Genomic DNA, 18,263 nt, shown 5'->3' on the forward strand with positions numbered 1-18,263 from the left:
CACCCTACAAAACCATTTCTGGCCGGGTTGGTCGGATAAGCTCTGCGTCATCCGACAGTTTTTTTATGGAGCCTGAAGTGCATCCAAAGCCATATTAACCAACAACACATTTACCACCGGTTTGCCGATAAAACCGACCAACGGCTGTGTGGTGTTTTCAACTATCAAACGCTCAACTTGTTCAACCGGCAAATTGCGCGTTTTGGCAATACGCGGGATTTGCCAGGCTGCCGCCAGGGGTGAAATCTGCCCGTCAAGGCCACTCGCTGAAGCGGTTACGAGTTCTACCGGAACCGCTGGTTTTGCCTGCGGATTTGCCGCACGTAACGCTGCTACACGTTCGGTAACTTGCTTATCTAACTCTGGATTACTGCCCGCCAGATTACTCCCGCCCGAGGCCATCGGATTATAAGGGGTTTCTGCGGTAGCAGAAGGGCGGCCTTGTAAATACCTGGCCTGAGTAAAGTTTTGCCCAATCAGGCTTGAGCCGCGCACAACGTTCGTATCAATAATGAGCGAGCCGTTGGCCTGCGCCGGGAACCACCACTGGCCTAACAGCGTGGTCAGGAGCGGATAAAGCCCACCGGTAACCAGGGTCAGTAAAATCAGTAACAGTATAGCGGGACGTAAGGTAGTCATTTGTTTTTCCTCTTAAACCAGGCCGCACACGGTCAGGAACAGATCGATAATTTTGATACCAACAAACGGCACAATTAATCCGCCTAAACCGTAAATCCACAGGTTGCGGCGTAACATGGCGGCGGCGCTTAACGGTTTGTAGCTCACGCCGCGCAACGCCAGGGGGATCAGGCAGATGATGATCAGCGCGTTAAAAATGACCGCGCTTAAAATAGCCGAGGCAGGGGAGTGCAGATGCATCACGTTCAGGGCATTGAGCTGCGGATAAGTGGCGGCAAACGCCGCGGGGATAATTGCGAAATATTTCGCCACGTCGTTGGCAATACTGAAGGTGGTCAGCGAGCCACGCGTCATCAGCATTTGTTTACCGATATGCACCACTTCAATCAATTTGGTGGGGTTGGAATCCAAATCCACCATGTTGCCCGCTTCTTTTGCGGCCTGGGTTCCGGAGTTCATGGCAACGGCTACGTCCGCCTGCGCCAGCGCCGGGGCATCGTTGGTGCCGTCCCCTGTCATCGCCACTAAACGGCCTTCCGCCTGATATTGACGAATTAAAGCCAATTTGGCTTCCGGCGTGGCTTCCGACAGGAAATCATCGACACCCGCTTCGGCGGCAATCGCGGCTGCGGTCAGGCGGTTATCACCGGTGATCATTACGGTTTTAATGCCCATCTGGCGTAGCTGGGCAAAGCGTTCTTTAATGCCGCCTTTGACGATATCTTTAAGCGCGATAACGCCCAGCACATTTGCACCTTCCGCAACGACTAACGGCGTACCCCCCGCACGTGCCACACCTTCTACCAGCGTATCGACAGCCGGCGGGAAGTGGCCGCCGTTGGCTTCAACGTGGCGGCGAATCGCATCGACAGAACCTTTGCGGATCATCCGATCCTGAATGTTGATCCCGCTCATGCGAGTTTGCGCGGTAAACGGTACAAACGTGGCATGCAGGTTTTGCACATCGCGTTCGCGCAGGTTAAAGCGCTGTTTTGCCAGCACGACGATGCTGCGGCCTTCCGGCGTTTCATCGGCAAGAGAGGAAAGCTGCGCCGCATCGGCCAGGGTTTTTTCTTCAATTCCCGGAGCCGGCAGGAAATCTGAAGCCTGGCGGTTCCCAAGGGTAATGGTGCCGGTTTTATCCAGCAGTAGCACATCCACATCGCCCGCCGCTTCTACCGCCCGCCCGCTGGTGGCAATCACATTTGCGCCCAGCATGCGGCTCATCCCGGCGACACCAATCGCGGAAAGCAATCCGCCGATAGTGGTGGGAATTAAACAGACTAACAGCGCAATCAGAACGGTCACGCTGACCGCCACGCCGCCATATTGTGAGAACGGCCAGAGCGTGGCGGTTGCCAGTAAAAATACAATCGTCAGCGCCACTAACAAAATGGTCAGCGCGATTTCGTTTGGCGTTTTACGGCGCTGGGCACTTTCCACCATCGCAATCATGCGGTCGAGGAAGGTTTCACCGGGATTCACGCTGCACTGAATCACCAGCCAGTCGGAAAGAATACGTGTCCCGCCCGTTACGGAGGCAAAGTCGCCGCCCGATTCACGAATCACCGGTGCGGATTCACCTGTAATCGCACTCTCATCGACAGACGCACCGCCCTCCAGCACTTCGCCATCGCACGGGATGATATCGCCCGCTTCCACCAGCACGATATCGCCTTTACGCAAATCCGCGGCAGGAACGTGATCCATCTGCGCGTCATGCTGCGGGGCGCGAAGTTTGCGAGCCCAACTGGTTTTCTTCACGCCTTTCAGACTATTGGCTTGCGCTTTACTGCGGCCTTCTGCCAGCGCTTCGGCAAAGTTTGCGAACAGCACGGTAAACCACAGCCAGAGGCTGATGGCAGCGGTAAACAGCGCGTCGCCTTGCAGCTTTCCGCTATACATCGCGACGGCTAGTACGGTGGTCAACACGCTGCCGACCCAAACGATAAACATCACCGGGTTACGCCACTGCACCTGCGGGGTAAGTTTTTTAAACGAATCAATCAGCGCCTGACGAATCAGCGATGGTTCAAATAGCGCCTGTTGCTTGCGACTCATGGAAGCCTCTTAATCACAAATTAACCAGGGAAAGGTGTTCCGCAACCGGGCCTAATGCGAGGGCGGGAATAAAGGTCAGCGCACCCACTAACAGCACGGTGCCAATCAGCAAGCCGATAAACAGTGGGCCATGCGTGGGGAGTGTGCCAACCCCTGCGGTTTGCGATTTTTTGGTGACAAGCGAACCGGCAATCGCCATCACCGGTACGATTACGGCAAAGCGGCCAAACCACATACACACTGCGAGTAGTACGTTCCAGAACGGCGTATTGGCACTTAAACCGGCGAACGCGCTGCCGTTGTTGTTGGCGGCGGAAGAGACGGCGTACAGCACTTCGCTAAAGCCGTGAATGCCCGGGTTTAACATGCCCGCGCGACCGGCTTCGGTCATCATGGCGAGTGCCGTGCCAAGCAGTACCAGAGTAGGGGTGACCAGAATCGCCAGCGCGGTCATTTTCATTTCCGCTACGTCGATTTTTTTGCCCAGATATTCCGGCGTGCGGCCAATCATCAGCCCGGCGATAAACACCGTCAGCAACACAAAGAGCAGCATGCCGTACAGGCCAGAGCCCACGCCGCCGAACACCACTTCACCAATCTGCATCAGCCACATTGGGATCATGCCGCCTAACGCGGTAAATGAGTCATGCATAGCGTTGACTGCGCCACAGGACGCGGCGGTCGTCACCACGGAAAACAGGCTACTGACCAGAATGCCAAAGCGGCTCTCTTTGCCTTCCATATTGATGTTGCTGTCAGCGCCGAGCAGGGTGAAATGCGTGTTACCGCGCATTTCGGCCCACATCACCACCGCGACGCAGATGACAAAAATCACGCCCATCGCCCATAAAATGGCCCGGCCCTGGCGTTTGTCACCTACCGCTTCACCAAATGAAAAGCACAGGGCGGTAGGGATCAAAAAGATCGCCAGCATTTGTACAAAGTTGGTTAGCGCCGTTGGGTTCTCAAACGGGTGGGACGAGTTGGCATTAAAGAAGCCGCCGCCGTTGGTGCCGAGCATTTTTATCGCTTCTTGCGAAGCCACGGGGCCCATCGGTAATACCTGATGCACGCCTTCCAGCGTGGTGAAAGGCTGATAAGCCGCCACGTTCTGTAATGTCCCCTGGCTGATAAAGAACAGCGCAATCAACAGCGAAATCGGCAGCAGGATGTAAAGCGTAATGCGAGTTAAGTCGACCCACGCGTTGCCCAATGTGTTGGCGCTGTGGCGCGAAAAAGCGCGAATCAACGCAAACACCACGGCAATCCCCGTCGACGCTGACAAGAAGTTTTGCACCGTAAGGCCGACCATCTGGCTGAAATAACTCAGCGTGGTTTCCCCGCTATATGACTGCCAGTTGGTATTGGCGACAAAACTGACCGCCGTGTTGAGCGCCAGATGCCAGGAGAGGCCGGGTAGTTGCTGCGGATTGAGAGGTAAGTGTCCTTGCGCTAATAAAATGACAAACAACACCAGCAGGCCCAGAACGTTAAAGACCATAATGGCGGCGAGATAACGCTTCCAGTTCATTTCGCTTGTGGCGTCGGAGCCCAACACTTTCCACAGGAGCGAATCCATTCTTCCCACAACCGGCAGCGGCTCGTTTTCGATCAGGCGCGTCAGCACGCTCCCCAGGGGTTTTGCCAGGATAAAAAGAACGACCAGGAAACTGGCAATTAATAAAAAACCGGAGGCGGCCATCAGAATGCCTCCGCATTAATCAGGGCGTAAATCAAATAGCCCAACAGCACACAAACTAGCACCACGCCAGCAATCAGTCCTGCACTCACAATCCACCTCCAGAGGCGTTAAGGATATGGACAGAGGGTAAGAATTCGCGTGCAAAGATGTCGTAAAAGTCTGGGGGCGGGGTGTAAAAAAAGTATAAAAATTGCAAAAGCCATTAATTAACTAATGATTAGTATTTATTTAACTATTTTGTAACTTAGTTACGGCAGGGAATGTAAATTCATCGCAAAAAGTGACTTTAAGTGGTCGGAGGAGTAGTAAACTTTCAGCCAATGCGATACTATTTTAGCCAGATGACAAGTTCTATTTTCCCGGTGTTTGCTACCGGTCACATTTGAGGGAGAAACCTATGACTTTATATAAAGACTATCCTGTGCATCAGGTTTTCCTGCGTCGCACATGTGTTGTATTAGCGGGTATCCTGGCCCTGCCGGTGATGCTGTTCTGGAAAGATCGCGCTCGTTTTTACAGCTATTTGCATCGCGTGTGGTCTAAAACCAGTGAGAAACCGGTTTGGATGGCGCAGGCCGAAGCCGCCTCCGGTGATTTCTACTGAGTTCGCTGGAAGATAAGAAAAACCGCCACTTGCTGGCGGTTTTTTTATGCGTGAAGATAAGCCCATAGATAAAATAGAGGGCAACCGCATGTTAATTTGGCAAGATTTACACCATTCAGAATTAAGCGTTACCGATCTCTACACCCTTCTGGCGTTACGCAATGAAGTGTTTGTTGTCGAACAAAACTGCCCTTATCAGGATATTGACGGCGACGATCTGGTCGGCGAAAACCGCCATATTCTCGGCTGGAAGGGCGGTAAACTGGTGGCCTATGCCCGTATTTTGAAAAGTGAGAGTGAATTTGATCCCGTGGTAATTGGCCGTGTGATTATCGACAAAAGCGTGCGCGGCGAAAAACTAGGGTATCAATTAATGGAGCAGGCGATGGCTTCCTGCCAGCAGCACTGGGCGGACAAAACGGTGTATTTGGGCGCACAGGCACATCTGCAATCGTTCTACGCGCGCTTCGGTTTTATCCCGGTAACGGATGTGTACGACGAAGACGGTATTCCACATATCGGTATGGCGAATCGTTAATCGCCAGGCGAGAAGGCTAAGTATTGTCTATAGTTAGCGGACGAGTATTTCCTTAAACACGGAGAACAGTGATGCAACCGTATGAATCTCGTCTTGATGATGACCTAACTTTGCTGAGTGAAACGCTGGAAGAAGTCCTGCGTTCCTCAGGTGACCCTGCCGACCAAAAGTACATTGAGCTGAAAGAACGTGCCGAAAAGGCGCTCAGCGAAGTCAAAGACCGGGTTAGCAATGCGTCAGACAATTATTACTATCGTGCTAAAAAAGCAGCTTATCGTGCTGATGACTATGTCCATGAAAAACCGTGGCAAGGAATTGGTGTCGGGGCTGCCGCAGGCCTGGTGTTAGGGCTTTTGCTCGCCCGACGCTAAGCGCCAACCGGCGCATTTTTTACCGTGCGCCGGTTAAACAAAATCTTACCTATTGGGTGGGATTTTTTTTTGCCGCCATGACCACGTATAATTGAAGGTTTTCAGGGAAGGTGAGGTCCACGTGAATTCAGTTGTCATCGCGCTGCAACAGTTACAGCTTGCATTGAACGCAGAATTTGCGGACGCGCCAGGCTTAAAGCAATTATCGTTTGCCTTAAACCTGAGCAATGCCTCAGATGCCCTTGCCTGGTTGACCAGCCAGCCCCTTTATCCTCAATTCTATTGGCAGCAGCGTAATGGCGATGACGAAATCGCCGCCCTCGGAGCGGTGCGTCATTTTGAAACATTAAATACTGCCCGCGCTTTTCTGGATGATTACGCCGACCAACCGACCATCCGTATCACCGGCGTGAATGCTTTTGATCCCGCTAAAAGTTTTTTATTCCTCCCAAGGCTCGAATGGCGGCGCACCGGCGGCGGGGCTTTTCTCTGTCTTCAACTTTATAGCGACACCTCTTTACAAGATGATGCCCGTGCGGCGCAACAATTCCTCGAACAAATCTTGCCAGCCAAACAGCTACCGTTGCAGCGTTTGAATTGCGTTGGCGAGCAGCATTTCCCCGCCGAACCTGAATGGCAACAGTTGATTGGCCGCGCAATTACTGCGATTGAAGAACATCAACTCGATAAAGTCGTACTGGCAAGAGCAACCGACCTGCAATTTACTACCGCCGTTTCTGCGGCAGGTTTTATGGCCGCCAGCCGCCGGGTGAATCTCAATTGCTACCATTTTCTGATGGTGTTCGACGCGAGTCATGCGTTTCTTGGCTCAAGCCCCGAGCGCCTGTGGCGGCGCATAGATAACGCATTGCGTACCGAAGCGCTGGCCGGGACGGTTGCTAATCATCCGGATGACCATCGTGCCTGGACCCTCGGGCAGTGGCTGTTAAAAGATGATAAAAACCAACGTGAAAACATGTTGGTTGTGGAAGATATTTGCCAGCGTTTGCAAAAAACCGTGGGCGCAATCGACGTGCTGCCCCCGCAGGTGGTGCGACTGAGAAAAGTGCAGCATCTGCGTCGCTGTATCTGGACCGATCTTACGCAGCCTGACGACGCCGCATGCCTTGCAATGCTGCAACCCACAGCGGCTGTGGCGGGGCTGCCGCGCGATGTCGCCCATGATTTTATCGCGCAAAATGAACCGTTTGAGCGCGAATGGTATGCGGGTTCGGCAGGGTATTTATCGCAACGCCAGGCTGAATTTTGTGTCGCCCTACGTTCGGCAAAAGTCACCAATAATATCGTGCGCTTATACGCAGGCGCGGGTATTGTCGCGGGCTCCGATGCGATGGAAGAGTGGCAGGAAATAGAAAATAAAGCCGCCGGATTACGTACCTTGCTGACGAAAGCTGCATTCTGAGTGGCTGTTTACCGACCCACATCAAAATAACCGTCTCAGCAATAATTATAATGAGTCAGCAAAATTGACTCAGGACCAAATCATGTCGATAAGCTCATTTAACCGCCGTTGGGCTACGGTAATTCTTGAAGCGCTAACCCGCCACGGTGTACGCCATGTGTGTATCGCGCCGGGTTCGCGTTCGACGCCGTTAACCCTTGGGGCGGCTGAAAATCGAGCCTTTATTTGTCATACCCATTTTGACGAACGGGGTTTAGGGCATCTGGCACTAGGGCTGGCAAAAGCGAGCCAGGCTCCGGTCGCGATTATTGTGACCTCGGGGACGGCTGTTGCCAATCTCTATCCGGCGATCATTGAAGCGGGTTTGACAGGCGAAAAACTGGTGGTTCTCACTGCCGATCGTCCACCAGAGCTTATTGATTGCGGAGCCAATCAGGCAATCCGCCAACCTGGAATATTCAGCTCTCACCCAACGCAATCCATTAATTTACCGCGTCCCACGCAGGATATTCCTGCCCGCTGGTTGGTTTCGACAATTGATAACGCCCTGGGCCAACAAATGGGCGGCGCTGTTCACATCAACTGCCCGTTTGCCGAGCCGCTGTATGGCGAGCCGGACGAAACCGGTATGAGCTGGCAACAGGCGCTTGGCGACTGGTGGAAAAGTGATAAACCTTGGTTGCGCACAGGTTCGGCCCTCGAAGCGCTGAAACAGCGCGACTGGTTCTTCTGGCGCCAAAAGCGCGGCGTTGTGGTTGCCGGGCGTTTAAATGCCGAAGAAGGTAAACAGGTTGCGGTATGGGCAAAAATGCTGGGCTGGCCGTTGATTGCCGATGTGTTATCGCAAACGGGGCAACCGCTACCGTGCGCAGATCTCTGGCTGAGTAACAGCCAGGCGGTGACCGAACTCGCCGAAGCACAAATAATTATCCAGTTTGGCAGCAGCCTGACGGGAAAACGCGTTCTGCAATGGCAAGCAACGTGTGAGCCGGAAGAGTACTGGCTGGTGGACAGCTTACCCAACCGCCTCGACCCTGCGAACCATCGTGGCCGTCGCCTTGCATGTGACATCACCCAGTGGCTGGAGTTGCACCCTGCGGAAAAACGCACGGCCTGGGCCGAGACGTTATCTCCCCTGGCAAAGCTTGCTCAGGAAACCGTGGAAAAGGGCACCGTAGAATTTGGCGAAGCCCAGGTGGCCGCACGTTTGCCGAAACTGCTTCCTGATGCGGGGCAACTGTTTGTCGGTAACAGTCTGATTGTTCGCCTGGTGGATGCTTTCGCACAGTTGCCAGCGGGTTATCCGGTTTACAGCAACCGTGGCGCAAGCGGTATCGACGGTTTGCTCTCAACGGCTGCGGGTGTGCAACGCGCTACCGCTCGCTCGACGCTTGCGATTGTGGGCGATCTGTCAGCCCTTTATGACATCAATTCACTGGCGTTATTGCGCCAGGTTTCCGCCCCGTTTGTTTTGCTGATCGTGAATAATAATGGCGGGCAAATCTTCTCGCTGCTGCCCACGCCTGCCGTCGAGCGCGAACGCTTTTACTGTATGCCGCAAAACGTCAATTTTGCCCCTGCGGCGGCGATGTTTGGCCTCACCTATCACAACCCGACGAACTGGGATGAGTTGCATGATGCGGTCACCCGAGCATGGCTGCGCCCGGAAGCTACAATTATCGAATTAACCGTCGCAGAAACTGACGGCGCGCAAACCTTGCAGCATTTGCTGGCGCAGGTAAGCCAGGCATGATCCTGCACGCGACCTACCGTGAAGGGCGCAATACCAGTTTGCCATGTCTGGTCTGGCTGCATGGATTTTTAGGAAGCCACCGCGAGTGGCTAGCACTTTGCGAGAATTTTGCCGACTGGCCGCAGTTGCTAGTTGATCTGCCCGGTCACGGAGAATCCGCGAACGTAGTGGCAGGCGATTTCACCCAGGTCGACAAACTGCTGCGCAACACGCTACTTAGTTACAACATACTAAATTACTGGCTGGTGGGTTACTCCCTCGGCGGGCGTGTGGCGATGTACCATGCTTGTCAGGGTGGGAATCGCGGTTTGTGCGGGCTGATTGTGGAAGGTGCGCATCCAGGCCTTGCCGACGAAAACGCTCGCTATGAGAGGAAAAACAGCGACCATCTTTGGGCGCAGCGGTTAAGCACAGAACCCTTAACAGCGGTTCTTTCTGACTGGTATCAGCAGCCCGTGTTTCATTCGCTAAACGACGAGCAACGCCGTGCACTAATCAGCACGCGTAGCCAGAATAACGCGCTTACTCTCGCCGCCATGCTCGAGGCCACATCGCTGGGTAACCAGCCTGATTTGCAGGCCGCACTAAAAAAATTGCCGCTGCCTTTTTACTACCTTTGCGGTGAACGGGACGAAAAATTCCGCGCCGTGGCGCAAAGCCTGGAATTGTCACCGCATGTTATTGCCGCCGCGGGCCATAATGCGCACCGGGAAAATCCCGCTGCATTCAGTGCCTGCTTACTTAATTTATGCTCTAAATAATTCGATTTGCAGGTAAGCGGCGAGGGTGTAAAGCCAACCCCCCTGCAGCTTGAAGTATGACGAATATATTGCGAAAACTTATCGAGGATACACCATGATTTACCCGGATGAACAAATGCTCTATGCCCCGATTGAATGGCAGGACTGCTCGGAAGGTTACACCGATATTCGCTATCACAAATCTGCCGATGGCATCGCGAAAATCACCATTAACCGCCCGGAAGTGCGTAACGCCTTCCGCCCATTGACCGTGAAAGAGATGATCAACGCCCTGGCTGACGCTCGCTATGACGACAATATCGGGACCATTATCCTGACTGGCGAAGGCGAAAAAGCGTTCTGCGCCGGTGGCGACCAAAAAGTGCGTGGCGATTACGGCGGCTATCAGGATGCAAGCGGAACTCACCATCTGAACGTGCTGGATTTCCAGCGCCAGATTCGTACCTGTCCAAAACCTGTTGTGGCGATGGTTGCCGGTTTTTCCATCGGCGGCGGCCATGTGTTGCACATGATGTGCGACCTGACCATTGCGGCGGAAAACGCCATCTTCGGCCAAACTGGCCCGAAAGTGGGATCGTTTGACGGTGGCTGGGGTGCTTCTTACATGGCGCGTATCGTCGGCCAGAAAAAAGCGCGTGAAATCTGGTTCCTGTGCCGTCAGTACGATGCGAAAGAAGCGCTGGAAATGGGTCTGGTGAACACCGTAGTACCGAATGCCGATCTGGAAAAAGAGACCGTGCGCTGGTGCCGTGAAATGCTGCAAAACAGCCCGATGGCGCTGCGCTGCCTGAAAGCTGCCCTGAATGCGGATTGCGACGGTCAGGCCGGTTTGCAGGAGCTTGCGGGTAACGCCACCATGCTGTTCTACATGACCGAAGAAGGTCAGGAAGGCCGCAACGCGTTCAACCAAAAACGCCAGCCGGACTTCAGCAAATTTAAACGGAATCCGTAATGCGTCGCGTCGAACTGTGGCGCTTTCAGGTGCCGATGGATGCGGGCGTGGTGCTGCGCGAGCGGCGCCTGAAAACACGCGATGGGCTGCTGGTACGTCTGACGGATGGCGATAAACAAGGCTTCGGGGAAATTTCACCGCTGCCGGGTTTTAGCGCTGAAACGGTGGATGAGGCCCAAAACGTGGCGCAGGTTTGGCTGCAAGACTGGCAAACGGGGAGCGATTGCGCCTTACCGGAAATGCCTTCGGTAGCGTTTGGCCTAAGCTGTGCGCTGGCGGAAATTAGCGGTGAATTACCGCTGGCGGCGGATTACCGCGCCGCCCCGCTGTGCACGGGCGATCCCGATGAACTGTTTGAAATGCTCGCTGCAATCCCAGGCGAGAAAATCGCCAAGGTGAAAGTGGGCTTGTACGAGGCGGTGCGCGACGGCATGGTGGTCAATTTGCTGCTTGAAGCCATGCCTGATTTACAGTTGCGTCTGGATGCCAACCGCGGATGGACGCCGCTCAAAGCGCAGCAGTTCGCCAAATATGTGAATCCAGATTTCCGCCCACGTATTGCATTCATTGAAGAACCGTGCAAAACCCGCGAGCAGTCTCGCGAGTTTGCTCGCGAAACGGGCATTAATATCGCCTGGGATGAGAGCCTGCGGGAACCTGACTTTGAGTTTGCTGCGGAACCAGGTTTAAGGGCAGTGGTTATTAAGCCGACGCTAACGGGCAGTCTTGCGAAAGTTCGCCAGCAGGTTGAGGCTGCTCATGCATTGGGTCTGACGGCGGTTATCAGTTCATCTATTGAATCGAGCCTTGGTTTAACGCAACTGGCACGCATCGCCGCATGGCTGACGCCGCAAACGATGCCAGGTCTGGATACGCTGTCGTTAATGCAGGCTCAGTTAGTACGTCAGTGGCCGAATAGTCCGTTACCATGCTGGTCGTTAGGCTCCCTCGAACAAGTGCTTTGATTATTCAAAGACGAAGAACTTTCAAACATCATGATTTTTCAAGATTTCCCGTGGCAGCACTGGGCGCAAATTCGTGGCTCACAACCGGCTGTTAGATTAGGCCACGAAACCCTGAGCTGGGCAGAGTTATGCCAGGAGGTTGATACCCTTGCGGGCGGTTTTTACCAGCAAGGGGTACGGGAAGGGAATGGCGTCGCGTTGCGGTCAAAAAATGGCCCGGAAATGGTTCTGGCCTTTCTGGCGTTGCTGCAATGTGGTGCGCGGGTGTTGCCGCTCAATCCGCAACTGCCGGACTCTTTGCTGGAACAACTGTTACCCGAGCTAACCATTAGCCACGCGTTAACGTTGGCAGCGCCGCTGAGCGTTTCCGATATTCCTGTTTTGTCTATGCATCATGGCGAGCGTTTTCAGGCGCAATGGCTGCCGTCCCGATATGCGTCGATGACGTTAACCTCCGGCTCCACCGGTTTACCTAAAGCCGCAGTACATACCAGCGATGCACATCTTGCGAGTGCTGCGGGCGTGTTGTCGGTGATGAACTACGGCCCGAGCGATAGCTGGCTGCTGTCGCTACCGCTATTTCACGTTTCCGGGCAGGGCATTTTCTGGCGCTGGTTACTGGCGGGTGGTTGTCTGGTGGTGCGTGATTTACATCCTCTGTGTGACGCCCTGCAAGATTGTACGCACGCATCGCTTGTGCCGACCCAACTCTGGCGTTTGCTGGAACAGTCGCAGCCGCTTGCGTTGCGCGAAGTGTTGTTGGGTGGCGCGGCGATTCCCGTGGAGCTCACGGAATCTGCGCAGGCGAAAGGTATAAGTTGCTGGTGCGGTTACGGGCTTACCGAACTTGCGTCGACGGTTTGCGCTAAACGCGCTGACGGTTTGCCTGACGTTGGCGAAGCGCTGCCGGGTCGTGAAGTGAAAATCATTGATGAAGAAATATGGATTCGCGCAAACAGTCTCGCCTCGGGCTACTGGAAAGCGGGAAAAGTTGAACCGTTAGTAAACTCCCATGGATGGTTTGCAACACGCGATCGTGGCGTAATGCACGAAAATCGTCTGACGATTGTCGGCCGTCTGGATAATCTTTTTTTCAGCGGCGGGGAGGGGATTCAGCCCGAAGACGTTGAGCGCGTTATCGTTACGCATCCGGCAATCAAACAAGTATTTGTGGTACCGATTGACGATGCTGAATTTGGGCAGCGCCCGGTAGCGGTTGTTGAAGCCGGTGACGATTTTGATTTATCGCTGCTTACCGAGTGGCTCCAGGGAAAAGTGGCGCGTTTTCAGCAGCCGGTGCGTTGGTTGCGTTTACCCGAGGAGCTTATGCAGGGCGGAATTAAAATTTCACGGGCGCAGTTAACCCTGTGGGTTAATGCCGGATGTCGCTCACGCTAATCCGACCTACGAAATTACGCACTTCACTTCAGGCGGGGATCAACCCCGCCGAAAATAATATTATTTCAATGCGTTAAGTGCTGCCGCTACACCCGCACCGTATTCCGGATGCACCTGATTAAACAGCGCAATCTGACGCGCCTGAATAAACTCTGGAACATCTTTCATATCCCCGGCGATGCGGTTAAACATACGTTGATGCTCTTCAGCACTCAGCAGGTTATAGAGCGCGCGTGGCTGCGTGAAATAGTCGGTATCTTCACGATGATTCCAGTGATCCGCAGCCCCTTCGAGACTTAATGGCGGCTCGCTAAAATCAGGCTGTTCCTGGAACACATTAAAGCTGTTTGGCTCATACGTCGCGCCATTGCCGCTGTTGCCGTCGATGCGCATCGCACCATCGCGATGGTAATTGTGGAACGGGCATTTTGGTGCATTCACCGGGATTTGGTGATGGTTAACGCCTAAACGGTAGCGATGGGCATCGCCATAAGAGAAGAGGCGGCCTTGCAACATACGGTCTGGAGAGAAACCAATGCCCGGCACCACGTTTGCCGGAGACATCGCCACTTGCTCAACATCAGCAAAGTAGTTATCCGGGTTACGATTCAGTTCCAGCTCACCCACTTCAATCAGCGGATAGTCACCGTGCGGCCAGACTTTTGTTAGATCAAACGGGTTATATGGCGTTTGTGATGCTTCGGCTTCCGGCATAACCTGCACGTAGAATTTCCAGCGCGGGAAATTACCGCTTTCGATGGCATCAAACAGATCGCGCTGGGAGCTTTCACGGTCATTGGCGATAATCTCCGCCGCTTCATCGTCCATCAAGTTGGCGATTTCCTGCTGCGTTTTCAGGTGGAATTTCACCCAGAAACGCTGATTGTCGCTATTAATAAAGCTGAACGTATGGCTACCAAAACCGTGAATATGGCGATAAGAACGTGGCAGCCCGCGGTCGCTGAAGTCGATAGTTAACTGGTGCAGGGTTTCAGGAAGCTGTGAGAAAAAATCCCATTTGTAGGTGGCGTTACGCAGGTTGGTGCGCGGGTCACGCTTTACTACGTGGTTCAGATCAGGGAATTTAAGTGGATCGCGCAGATAGAAAATAGGCGTGTTGTTACCGACTAAATCCCAATTGCCTTCCTCGGTATAAAACTTCATTGAGAAGCCGCGAATATCACGCTCGGCATCTGCCGCACCGCGCTCGCCTGCAACGGTTGAGAAGCGAATGAATAGCTCAGTTTGCTTACCAATCTCAGAGAACAGCTTCGCGCGGGTGAACGGGGTAATGTCATGGGTGACGGTAAACTTACCAAACGCACCGGAACCTTTGGCGTGCATACGGCGCTCAGGGATCACTTCGCGGTCAAAGTGAGCCAGTTTCTCAAGAAACCATACGTCCTGTAACAGCATTGGGCCGCGAGGGCCTGCGGTTGCAACATTATTATTGTGGGCAACGGGTGCCCCGGCGGCAGTAGTCAATCCTTTCTTGCTCATTATTGTCTCCATTTACCAATGTAAGTGACAGCCATACGTTTAACGAGGTGTCGAACTGTTTATAGGGATGTTATGGCTTAGGAGCAATTTGGCATTTTCTATCATTGCGATACCTTGATCCGGCGACGGCAATGCATTTTTTTTTCATTTTCTTACAAACGAATGTTAAAAAGCATTCCAGGCCCGTTGATTAGATCATCTGTGACTGTAGAATCGGCGTTTTTTCAGGGATATCCCTTTTTCTGCTCAGGATTGAAAGCATGAATAAATTATTAATGGCTGGCGCTGTGGGTTTAGCACTTGTTTCTGCATCAGCAAGCGCTATCAGTATCAGCGGTGAAGCGGGTGAAAAATATACCAATGTGGGTGTTGGCTTTGGTACAGAATCAAGCGGTATTGCTATCAACGGTAACTACGCACATAACGACGACGATGGCGATATCGTAGGCCTGGGTTTAGGCCTGAATATTCCCCTGGGGCCTATGATGGCAACCGTGGGCGGTCGCGGCGTTTATCTGAACCCGAACGATAGTAAAGAAGGTTACGCCGTTGCTGTGGGCGGCGGCCTGAGCTGGCCGATCTTTGAAAGCTTCACTGTTTTCGGTGACTATTACTATTCCCCGGATTCACTCTCTAGCGGCGTGAAAAACTACCAGGAAGCGAGCGGCGGTGCGCGTTGGAGCATCATGCGCCCAATCAGCGTTGAAGCGGGTTACCGTTATATCGGTGTTGATGGTAAAGACGGCGACCGTAATAACACTATCGCTGACGGCCCATACGTCGGCGTAAGCGCAAGTTTCTAATCTTTTCAGGCCGCGGCGTTCTGCCGCGGCCTATTCATTTCAGTCAATCTATTCTGCTTGAGTTATAGTAAATCGTTATCTTCCCGCGGAGTACAACGATGATAAAAGTGGAAATGCTCTCTACCGGCGACGAAGTGCTGCACGGTCAAATTATTGATACCAACGCAGCCTGGCTTGCTGATTACTTTTTTAACCAGGGTTTACCGATGTCGCGCCGGAATACGGTGGGCGACAGTCTCGAAGATTTAATTGCGGTGCTTTCCGAGCGCAGCGAACAGGCTGATGTGCTGATTGTGAACGGTGGCCTTGGGCCAACCAGCGACGATTTAAGTGCGCTTGCCGCCGCAACCGCCGCAGGCGTAGAACTGGTGATGCATCAGGAATGGCTCGAACATATGGAGCGCTTCTTTGCCGAGCGCGGGCGTGAAATGGCCCCGAGCAATCGCAAACAAGCGTTAATCCCGGCGAGCAGCGAAATGGTGGATAACCCCGTAGGTACCGCGTGCGGGTTTGCTCTGCAACTAAACCGCTGCCTGATGTTTTTCACGCCAGGTGTGCCTTCTGAATTTAAAGTGATGGTTGAGCAGCAAATTATGCCGCGCCTGCGCGAGCGCTTTGTGCTGCCTGAGCCACCTGTTTGCCTGCGTCTGACGACGTTCGGGCGTTCTGAAAGCGAACTCGCCCAAAAGCTGGAACCGCTGCCGTTACCCGAAGGTGCGGTTATGGGCTACCGCTCATCGATGCCCATTATTGAACTGAAACTGACCGGGCCTGCCAGCTTGCGCAAAGAAATGGAAGCCGTATGGCCGGAAGTGCAGCGCGTAGCCGGGGAGAGTGCTATTTTCGAAGGCACAGAAGGGCTGCCTGCGCAGCTAGCTGAACGTCTGCGCGAGCACTCACATAATATTGCAGTGAGTGAGCAGTTCACCGCCGGGCTATTGTGTTTGCAGCTTTCCGGCGCACAAGCCCCGCTGGGTAATAGCGAAATCCTCTCCGCGCGCCCTGAAACGCTGGCGCAAATTACCACCCGCGCTAAAACCTTTGCGCAAGACGCGGGAAGCACTCTGGCGCTGGTGGTAGGAAGTCTGGAGGATGAACTTCTCAACTTCGCGCTGCATACGCCGACCGGCACGTACGGCCTGCAGGTGAAATTCAGCGTGAATCGTCACGCTTTACGTACGCGGCAGGAAGTGTGTGCGATGATGGCCCTGAATATGCTGCGTCGCTGGCTAAATGGCTGGGATGTGGCGGCTGAACACGGCTGGGTGAATGTGGTCGATGTGATTCGGGCGTAGTTAATGAGAGCTCATAAAAAACCTCTCATTGCATAACGCCCTGGGAGGTTTTTTTACATCTCTAATTCAATATCGCCCTGTGCCTGGCAGCAGCAGGGGAGAATTTCACCGGGCTGAATAAAGGCTAACGGTTCCGTCAGCCATTTTACCTGGCCTGCAATCAATCGTGTCCGGCAGGAGCCGCAGTAACCCTCACGGCACTGATACTCAACGGCGACCTGATGTGATTCCAGCGTTGCCAACAATGAAGGGTGTTCTTCTTCACACTGGAGTTGAGCGCCCGTGACACTGAGAATAATGCGGCCCATAAATTACAGTTGGAAATCGCTTAAATCGTCGGTATTCACGTTCGAATCAATCTGGCCTACCAGATAAGAACTCACTTCCACTTCCTGCGGCGCAACCTGCACGTTATCAGACACCAGCCATGCGTTGATCCATGGGATTGGGTTTGAACGGGTTTTGAACGGGAGATCAAGGCCAACCGCCTGCATACGAATGTTAGTAATGTAATCAACATACTGGCAGAGGATGTCTTTGTTCAGGCCGATCATAGAGCCGTCGCGGAACAGGTAGCTTGCCCACTCTTTTTCTTGCTCTGCGGCCAGCACGAACAGGTCGTAGCATTCCTGGCGGCATTCCAGAGCAATTTCTGCCATTTCTGGATCGTCTTCACCGGAACGCATCAGGTTCAGCATGTGCTGAGTGCCGGTCAGGTGCAGCGCTTCATCACGGGCAATCAGTTTGATGATTTTAGCATTGCCTTCCATCAGTTCGCGCTCGGCGAAGGCGAAGGAGCAGGCGAAGCTGACGTAGAAGCGAATCGCTTCCAGCGCATTAACGCTCATCAGGCATAAATAGAGCTGGCGTTTGAGCGCACGCAGATTCACGGTCACGGTTTTGCCGTTCACAGTATGCGTGCCTTCGCCCAGCAAATGCCAGTAGCTGGTCATTTCAATCAGCGTGTCGTAATAACCGGAGATATCTTTCGCGCGCTTTAAGATCTCCTGGTTTGTCACGATGTCGTCAAACACAATCGCCGGATCGTTAACGATGTTACGGATGATATGGGTGTAAGAGCGCGAGTGAATCGTTTCGGAAAACGCCCACGTTTCGACCCAGGTTTCCAGCTCAGGAATAGAGATCAGCGGCAGGAGCGCAACGTTCGGGCTGCGGCCCTGAATGGAGTCCAACAGCGTCTGGTATTTCAGGTTGCTGATGAAGATGTGTTTTTCGTGATCCGGCAGTGCCTGGTAGTCGATACGGTCGCGGGAAACGTCGACTTCTTCCGGACGCCAGAAGAAGGAAAGTTGCTTTTCAATCAGCTTTTCGAAGATGTCATATTTTTGCTGATCGTAGCGGGCCACGTTTACCGGCTGGCCAAAGAACATTGGCTCAGCAAGTTGATCGTTTTTCGTCTGTGAAAAAGTGGTGTAAGCCATGAATTGGGGTCCTGTCTGATAGGTAATGTCGGATGGCGCTTCGCTTATCCGATCTA

Annotated in this window: 18 protein-coding genes; 11 read left to right on the forward strand and 7 right to left on the reverse strand. The window is 53.5% G+C overall.

What is annotated here, in order from left to right:
• Nucleotides 1-63 precede the first annotated feature (63 nt).
• From kdpC to kdpF, 4 genes are read right to left on the reverse strand one after another with little or no spacing between them, the layout of a single operon-like run.
• On the reverse strand, nucleotides 64-639 hold the full coding sequence (gene kdpC / locus AB1E22_RS15615) for a potassium-transporting ATPase subunit KdpC (protein WP_367596145.1): 576 nt from the start codon (nucleotides 637-639) through the stop codon (nucleotides 64-66).
• A 12-nt stretch (nucleotides 640-651) separates the two neighbouring features.
• Complete coding sequence (gene kdpB / locus AB1E22_RS15620) at nucleotides 652-2,700, reverse strand: potassium-transporting ATPase subunit KdpB (RefSeq protein ID WP_367596146.1); 2,049 nt, start codon at nucleotides 2,698-2,700, stop codon at nucleotides 652-654.
• A gap of 13 nt (nucleotides 2,701-2,713) precedes the next feature.
• A complete protein-coding gene (gene kdpA / locus AB1E22_RS15625) occupies nucleotides 2,714-4,402 on the reverse strand; it encodes a potassium-transporting ATPase subunit KdpA (protein ID WP_367596147.1) in 1,689 nt (562 codons plus the stop codon).
• Nucleotides 4,402-4,491: a K(+)-transporting ATPase subunit F gene (gene kdpF, locus AB1E22_RS15630; protein WP_367596148.1), complete on the reverse strand. Its 90-nt coding sequence runs from the start codon at nucleotides 4,489-4,491 to the stop codon at nucleotides 4,402-4,404. The genes kdpA and kdpF overlap by 1 nt, the downstream gene beginning before the upstream one ends.
• A 308-nt stretch (nucleotides 4,492-4,799) precedes the next feature.
• On the opposite strand from kdpF, the gene AB1E22_RS15635 reads away from it, so the two are divergent.
• From AB1E22_RS15635 to menE, 9 genes are all read left to right on the forward strand, one after another.
• Nucleotides 4,800-5,006 (forward strand): YbfA family protein, encoded by a 207-nt coding sequence (locus AB1E22_RS15635; RefSeq protein ID WP_367596149.1) that lies wholly within the window; start codon nucleotides 4,800-4,802, stop codon nucleotides 5,004-5,006.
• Nucleotides 5,007-5,094: 88 nt separating this feature from the next.
• A complete protein-coding gene (locus tag AB1E22_RS15640) occupies nucleotides 5,095-5,544 on the forward strand; it encodes a GNAT family N-acetyltransferase (protein ID WP_367596150.1) in 450 nt (149 codons plus the stop codon).
• A 71-nt stretch (nucleotides 5,545-5,615) separates the two neighbouring features.
• Nucleotides 5,616-5,915, forward strand: coding sequence for a stress response protein ElaB (gene elaB, locus AB1E22_RS15645; RefSeq protein ID WP_367596151.1), 300 nt, complete (start codon nucleotides 5,616-5,618; stop codon nucleotides 5,913-5,915).
• Nucleotides 5,916-6,036: 121 nt separating this feature from the next.
• Nucleotides 6,037-7,338: an isochorismate synthase MenF gene (gene menF, locus AB1E22_RS15650; protein ID WP_367596153.1), complete on the forward strand. Its 1,302-nt coding sequence runs from the start codon at nucleotides 6,037-6,039 to the stop codon at nucleotides 7,336-7,338.
• An 82-nt stretch (nucleotides 7,339-7,420) separates the two neighbouring features.
• Complete coding sequence (gene menD / locus AB1E22_RS15655; protein ID WP_367596154.1) at nucleotides 7,421-9,091, forward strand: 2-succinyl-5-enolpyruvyl-6-hydroxy-3-cyclohexene-1-carboxylic-acid synthase; 1,671 nt, start codon at nucleotides 7,421-7,423, stop codon at nucleotides 9,089-9,091.
• Complete coding sequence (gene menH, locus AB1E22_RS15660; RefSeq protein ID WP_367596155.1) at nucleotides 9,088-9,852, forward strand: 2-succinyl-6-hydroxy-2,4-cyclohexadiene-1-carboxylate synthase; 765 nt, start codon at nucleotides 9,088-9,090, stop codon at nucleotides 9,850-9,852. The genes menD and menH overlap by 4 nt, the downstream gene beginning before the upstream one ends.
• A gap of 94 nt (nucleotides 9,853-9,946) precedes the next feature.
• Nucleotides 9,947-10,804, forward strand: coding sequence for a 1,4-dihydroxy-2-naphthoyl-CoA synthase (gene menB, locus AB1E22_RS15665; RefSeq protein ID WP_367596156.1), 858 nt, complete (start codon nucleotides 9,947-9,949; stop codon nucleotides 10,802-10,804).
• Nucleotides 10,804-11,769: an o-succinylbenzoate synthase gene (gene menC, locus AB1E22_RS15670; RefSeq protein WP_367596157.1), complete on the forward strand. Its 966-nt coding sequence runs from the start codon at nucleotides 10,804-10,806 to the stop codon at nucleotides 11,767-11,769. The genes menB and menC overlap by 1 nt, the downstream gene beginning before the upstream one ends.
• A 30-nt stretch (nucleotides 11,770-11,799) precedes the next feature.
• Nucleotides 11,800-13,167, forward strand: coding sequence for an o-succinylbenzoate--CoA ligase (menE, locus tag AB1E22_RS15675; RefSeq protein WP_367596158.1), 1,368 nt, complete (start codon nucleotides 11,800-11,802; stop codon nucleotides 13,165-13,167).
• 60 nt (nucleotides 13,168-13,227) lie between these two features.
• Here menE and AB1E22_RS15680 read toward each other — a convergent pair whose 3' ends face one another.
• Nucleotides 13,228-14,667: a catalase gene (locus AB1E22_RS15680; protein ID WP_367596159.1), complete on the reverse strand. Its 1,440-nt coding sequence runs from the start codon at nucleotides 14,665-14,667 to the stop codon at nucleotides 13,228-13,230.
• A 260-nt stretch (nucleotides 14,668-14,927) separates the two neighbouring features.
• Between AB1E22_RS15680 and AB1E22_RS15685 the strand changes: the two genes are divergently transcribed.
• Both AB1E22_RS15685 and AB1E22_RS15690 read left to right on the forward strand, forming a co-directional pair.
• Complete coding sequence (locus tag AB1E22_RS15685; RefSeq protein WP_367596160.1) at nucleotides 14,928-15,470, forward strand: YfaZ family outer membrane protein; 543 nt, start codon at nucleotides 14,928-14,930, stop codon at nucleotides 15,468-15,470.
• A 98-nt stretch (nucleotides 15,471-15,568) separates the two neighbouring features.
• The gene (locus tag AB1E22_RS15690; protein WP_367596161.1) at nucleotides 15,569-16,765 is read left to right on the forward strand and encodes a nicotinamide mononucleotide deamidase-related protein YfaY; all 1,197 of its coding nucleotides are present in this window, start codon (nucleotides 15,569-15,571) and stop codon (nucleotides 16,763-16,765) included.
• 53 nt (nucleotides 16,766-16,818) lie between these two features.
• Here the strand turns inward: AB1E22_RS15690 and yfaE are convergent, their stop codons facing one another.
• A complete protein-coding gene (yfaE, locus tag AB1E22_RS15695) occupies nucleotides 16,819-17,073 on the reverse strand; it encodes a class I ribonucleotide reductase maintenance protein YfaE (protein ID WP_367596162.1) in 255 nt (84 codons plus the stop codon).
• Between the two features lie 3 nt (nucleotides 17,074-17,076).
• Nucleotides 17,077-18,207, reverse strand: a complete 1,131-nt coding sequence (nrdB, locus tag AB1E22_RS15700) for a class Ia ribonucleoside-diphosphate reductase subunit beta (RefSeq protein WP_367596163.1) — start codon at nucleotides 18,205-18,207, stop codon at nucleotides 17,077-17,079.
• Nucleotides 18,208-18,263 lie beyond the last annotated feature (56 nt).

The organism is Buttiauxella gaviniae (genome assembly GCF_040786275.1).
In the GTDB taxonomy this organism is placed as follows: Bacteria; Pseudomonadota; Gammaproteobacteria; order Enterobacterales; family Enterobacteriaceae; genus Buttiauxella; species Buttiauxella gaviniae_A.

What these genes read in the sequence shown, in the direction of transcription:
- menE (WP_367596158.1), top strand. Translation starts at nt 11,800, where the DNA reads ATGATTTTTCAAGATTTCCCGTGGCAGCACTGGGCGCAAATTCGTGGC.
- kdpB (WP_367596146.1), bottom strand. Translation starts at nt 2,700, where the DNA reads ATGAGTCGCAAGCAACAGGCGCTATTTGAACCATCGCTGATTCGTCAG.
- nrdB (WP_367596163.1), bottom strand. Translation starts at nt 18,207, where the DNA reads ATGGCTTACACCACTTTTTCACAGACGAAAAACGATCAACTTGCTGAG.
- AB1E22_RS15690 (WP_367596161.1), top strand. Translation starts at nt 15,569, where the DNA reads ATGATAAAAGTGGAAATGCTCTCTACCGGCGACGAAGTGCTGCACGGT.
- kdpA (WP_367596147.1), bottom strand. Translation starts at nt 4,402, where the DNA reads ATGGCCGCCTCCGGTTTTTTATTAATTGCCAGTTTCCTGGTCGTTCTT.
- elaB (WP_367596151.1), top strand. Translation starts at nt 5,616, where the DNA reads ATGCAACCGTATGAATCTCGTCTTGATGATGACCTAACTTTGCTGAGT.
- AB1E22_RS15635 (WP_367596149.1), top strand. Translation starts at nt 4,800, where the DNA reads ATGACTTTATATAAAGACTATCCTGTGCATCAGGTTTTCCTGCGTCGC.
- AB1E22_RS15640 (WP_367596150.1), top strand. Translation starts at nt 5,095, where the DNA reads ATGTTAATTTGGCAAGATTTACACCATTCAGAATTAAGCGTTACCGAT.
- yfaE (WP_367596162.1), bottom strand. Translation starts at nt 17,073, where the DNA reads ATGGGCCGCATTATTCTCAGTGTCACGGGCGCTCAACTCCAGTGTGAA.
- menB (WP_367596156.1), top strand. Translation starts at nt 9,947, where the DNA reads ATGATTTACCCGGATGAACAAATGCTCTATGCCCCGATTGAATGGCAG.
- AB1E22_RS15685 (WP_367596160.1), top strand. Translation starts at nt 14,928, where the DNA reads ATGAATAAATTATTAATGGCTGGCGCTGTGGGTTTAGCACTTGTTTCT.
- menD (WP_367596154.1), top strand. Translation starts at nt 7,421, where the DNA reads ATGTCGATAAGCTCATTTAACCGCCGTTGGGCTACGGTAATTCTTGAA.
- menH (WP_367596155.1), top strand. Translation starts at nt 9,088, where the DNA reads ATGATCCTGCACGCGACCTACCGTGAAGGGCGCAATACCAGTTTGCCA.
- menC (WP_367596157.1), top strand. Translation starts at nt 10,804, where the DNA reads ATGCGTCGCGTCGAACTGTGGCGCTTTCAGGTGCCGATGGATGCGGGC.
- AB1E22_RS15680 (WP_367596159.1), bottom strand. Translation starts at nt 14,667, where the DNA reads ATGAGCAAGAAAGGATTGACTACTGCCGCCGGGGCACCCGTTGCCCAC.
- kdpC (WP_367596145.1), bottom strand. Translation starts at nt 639, where the DNA reads ATGACTACCTTACGTCCCGCTATACTGTTACTGATTTTACTGACCCTG.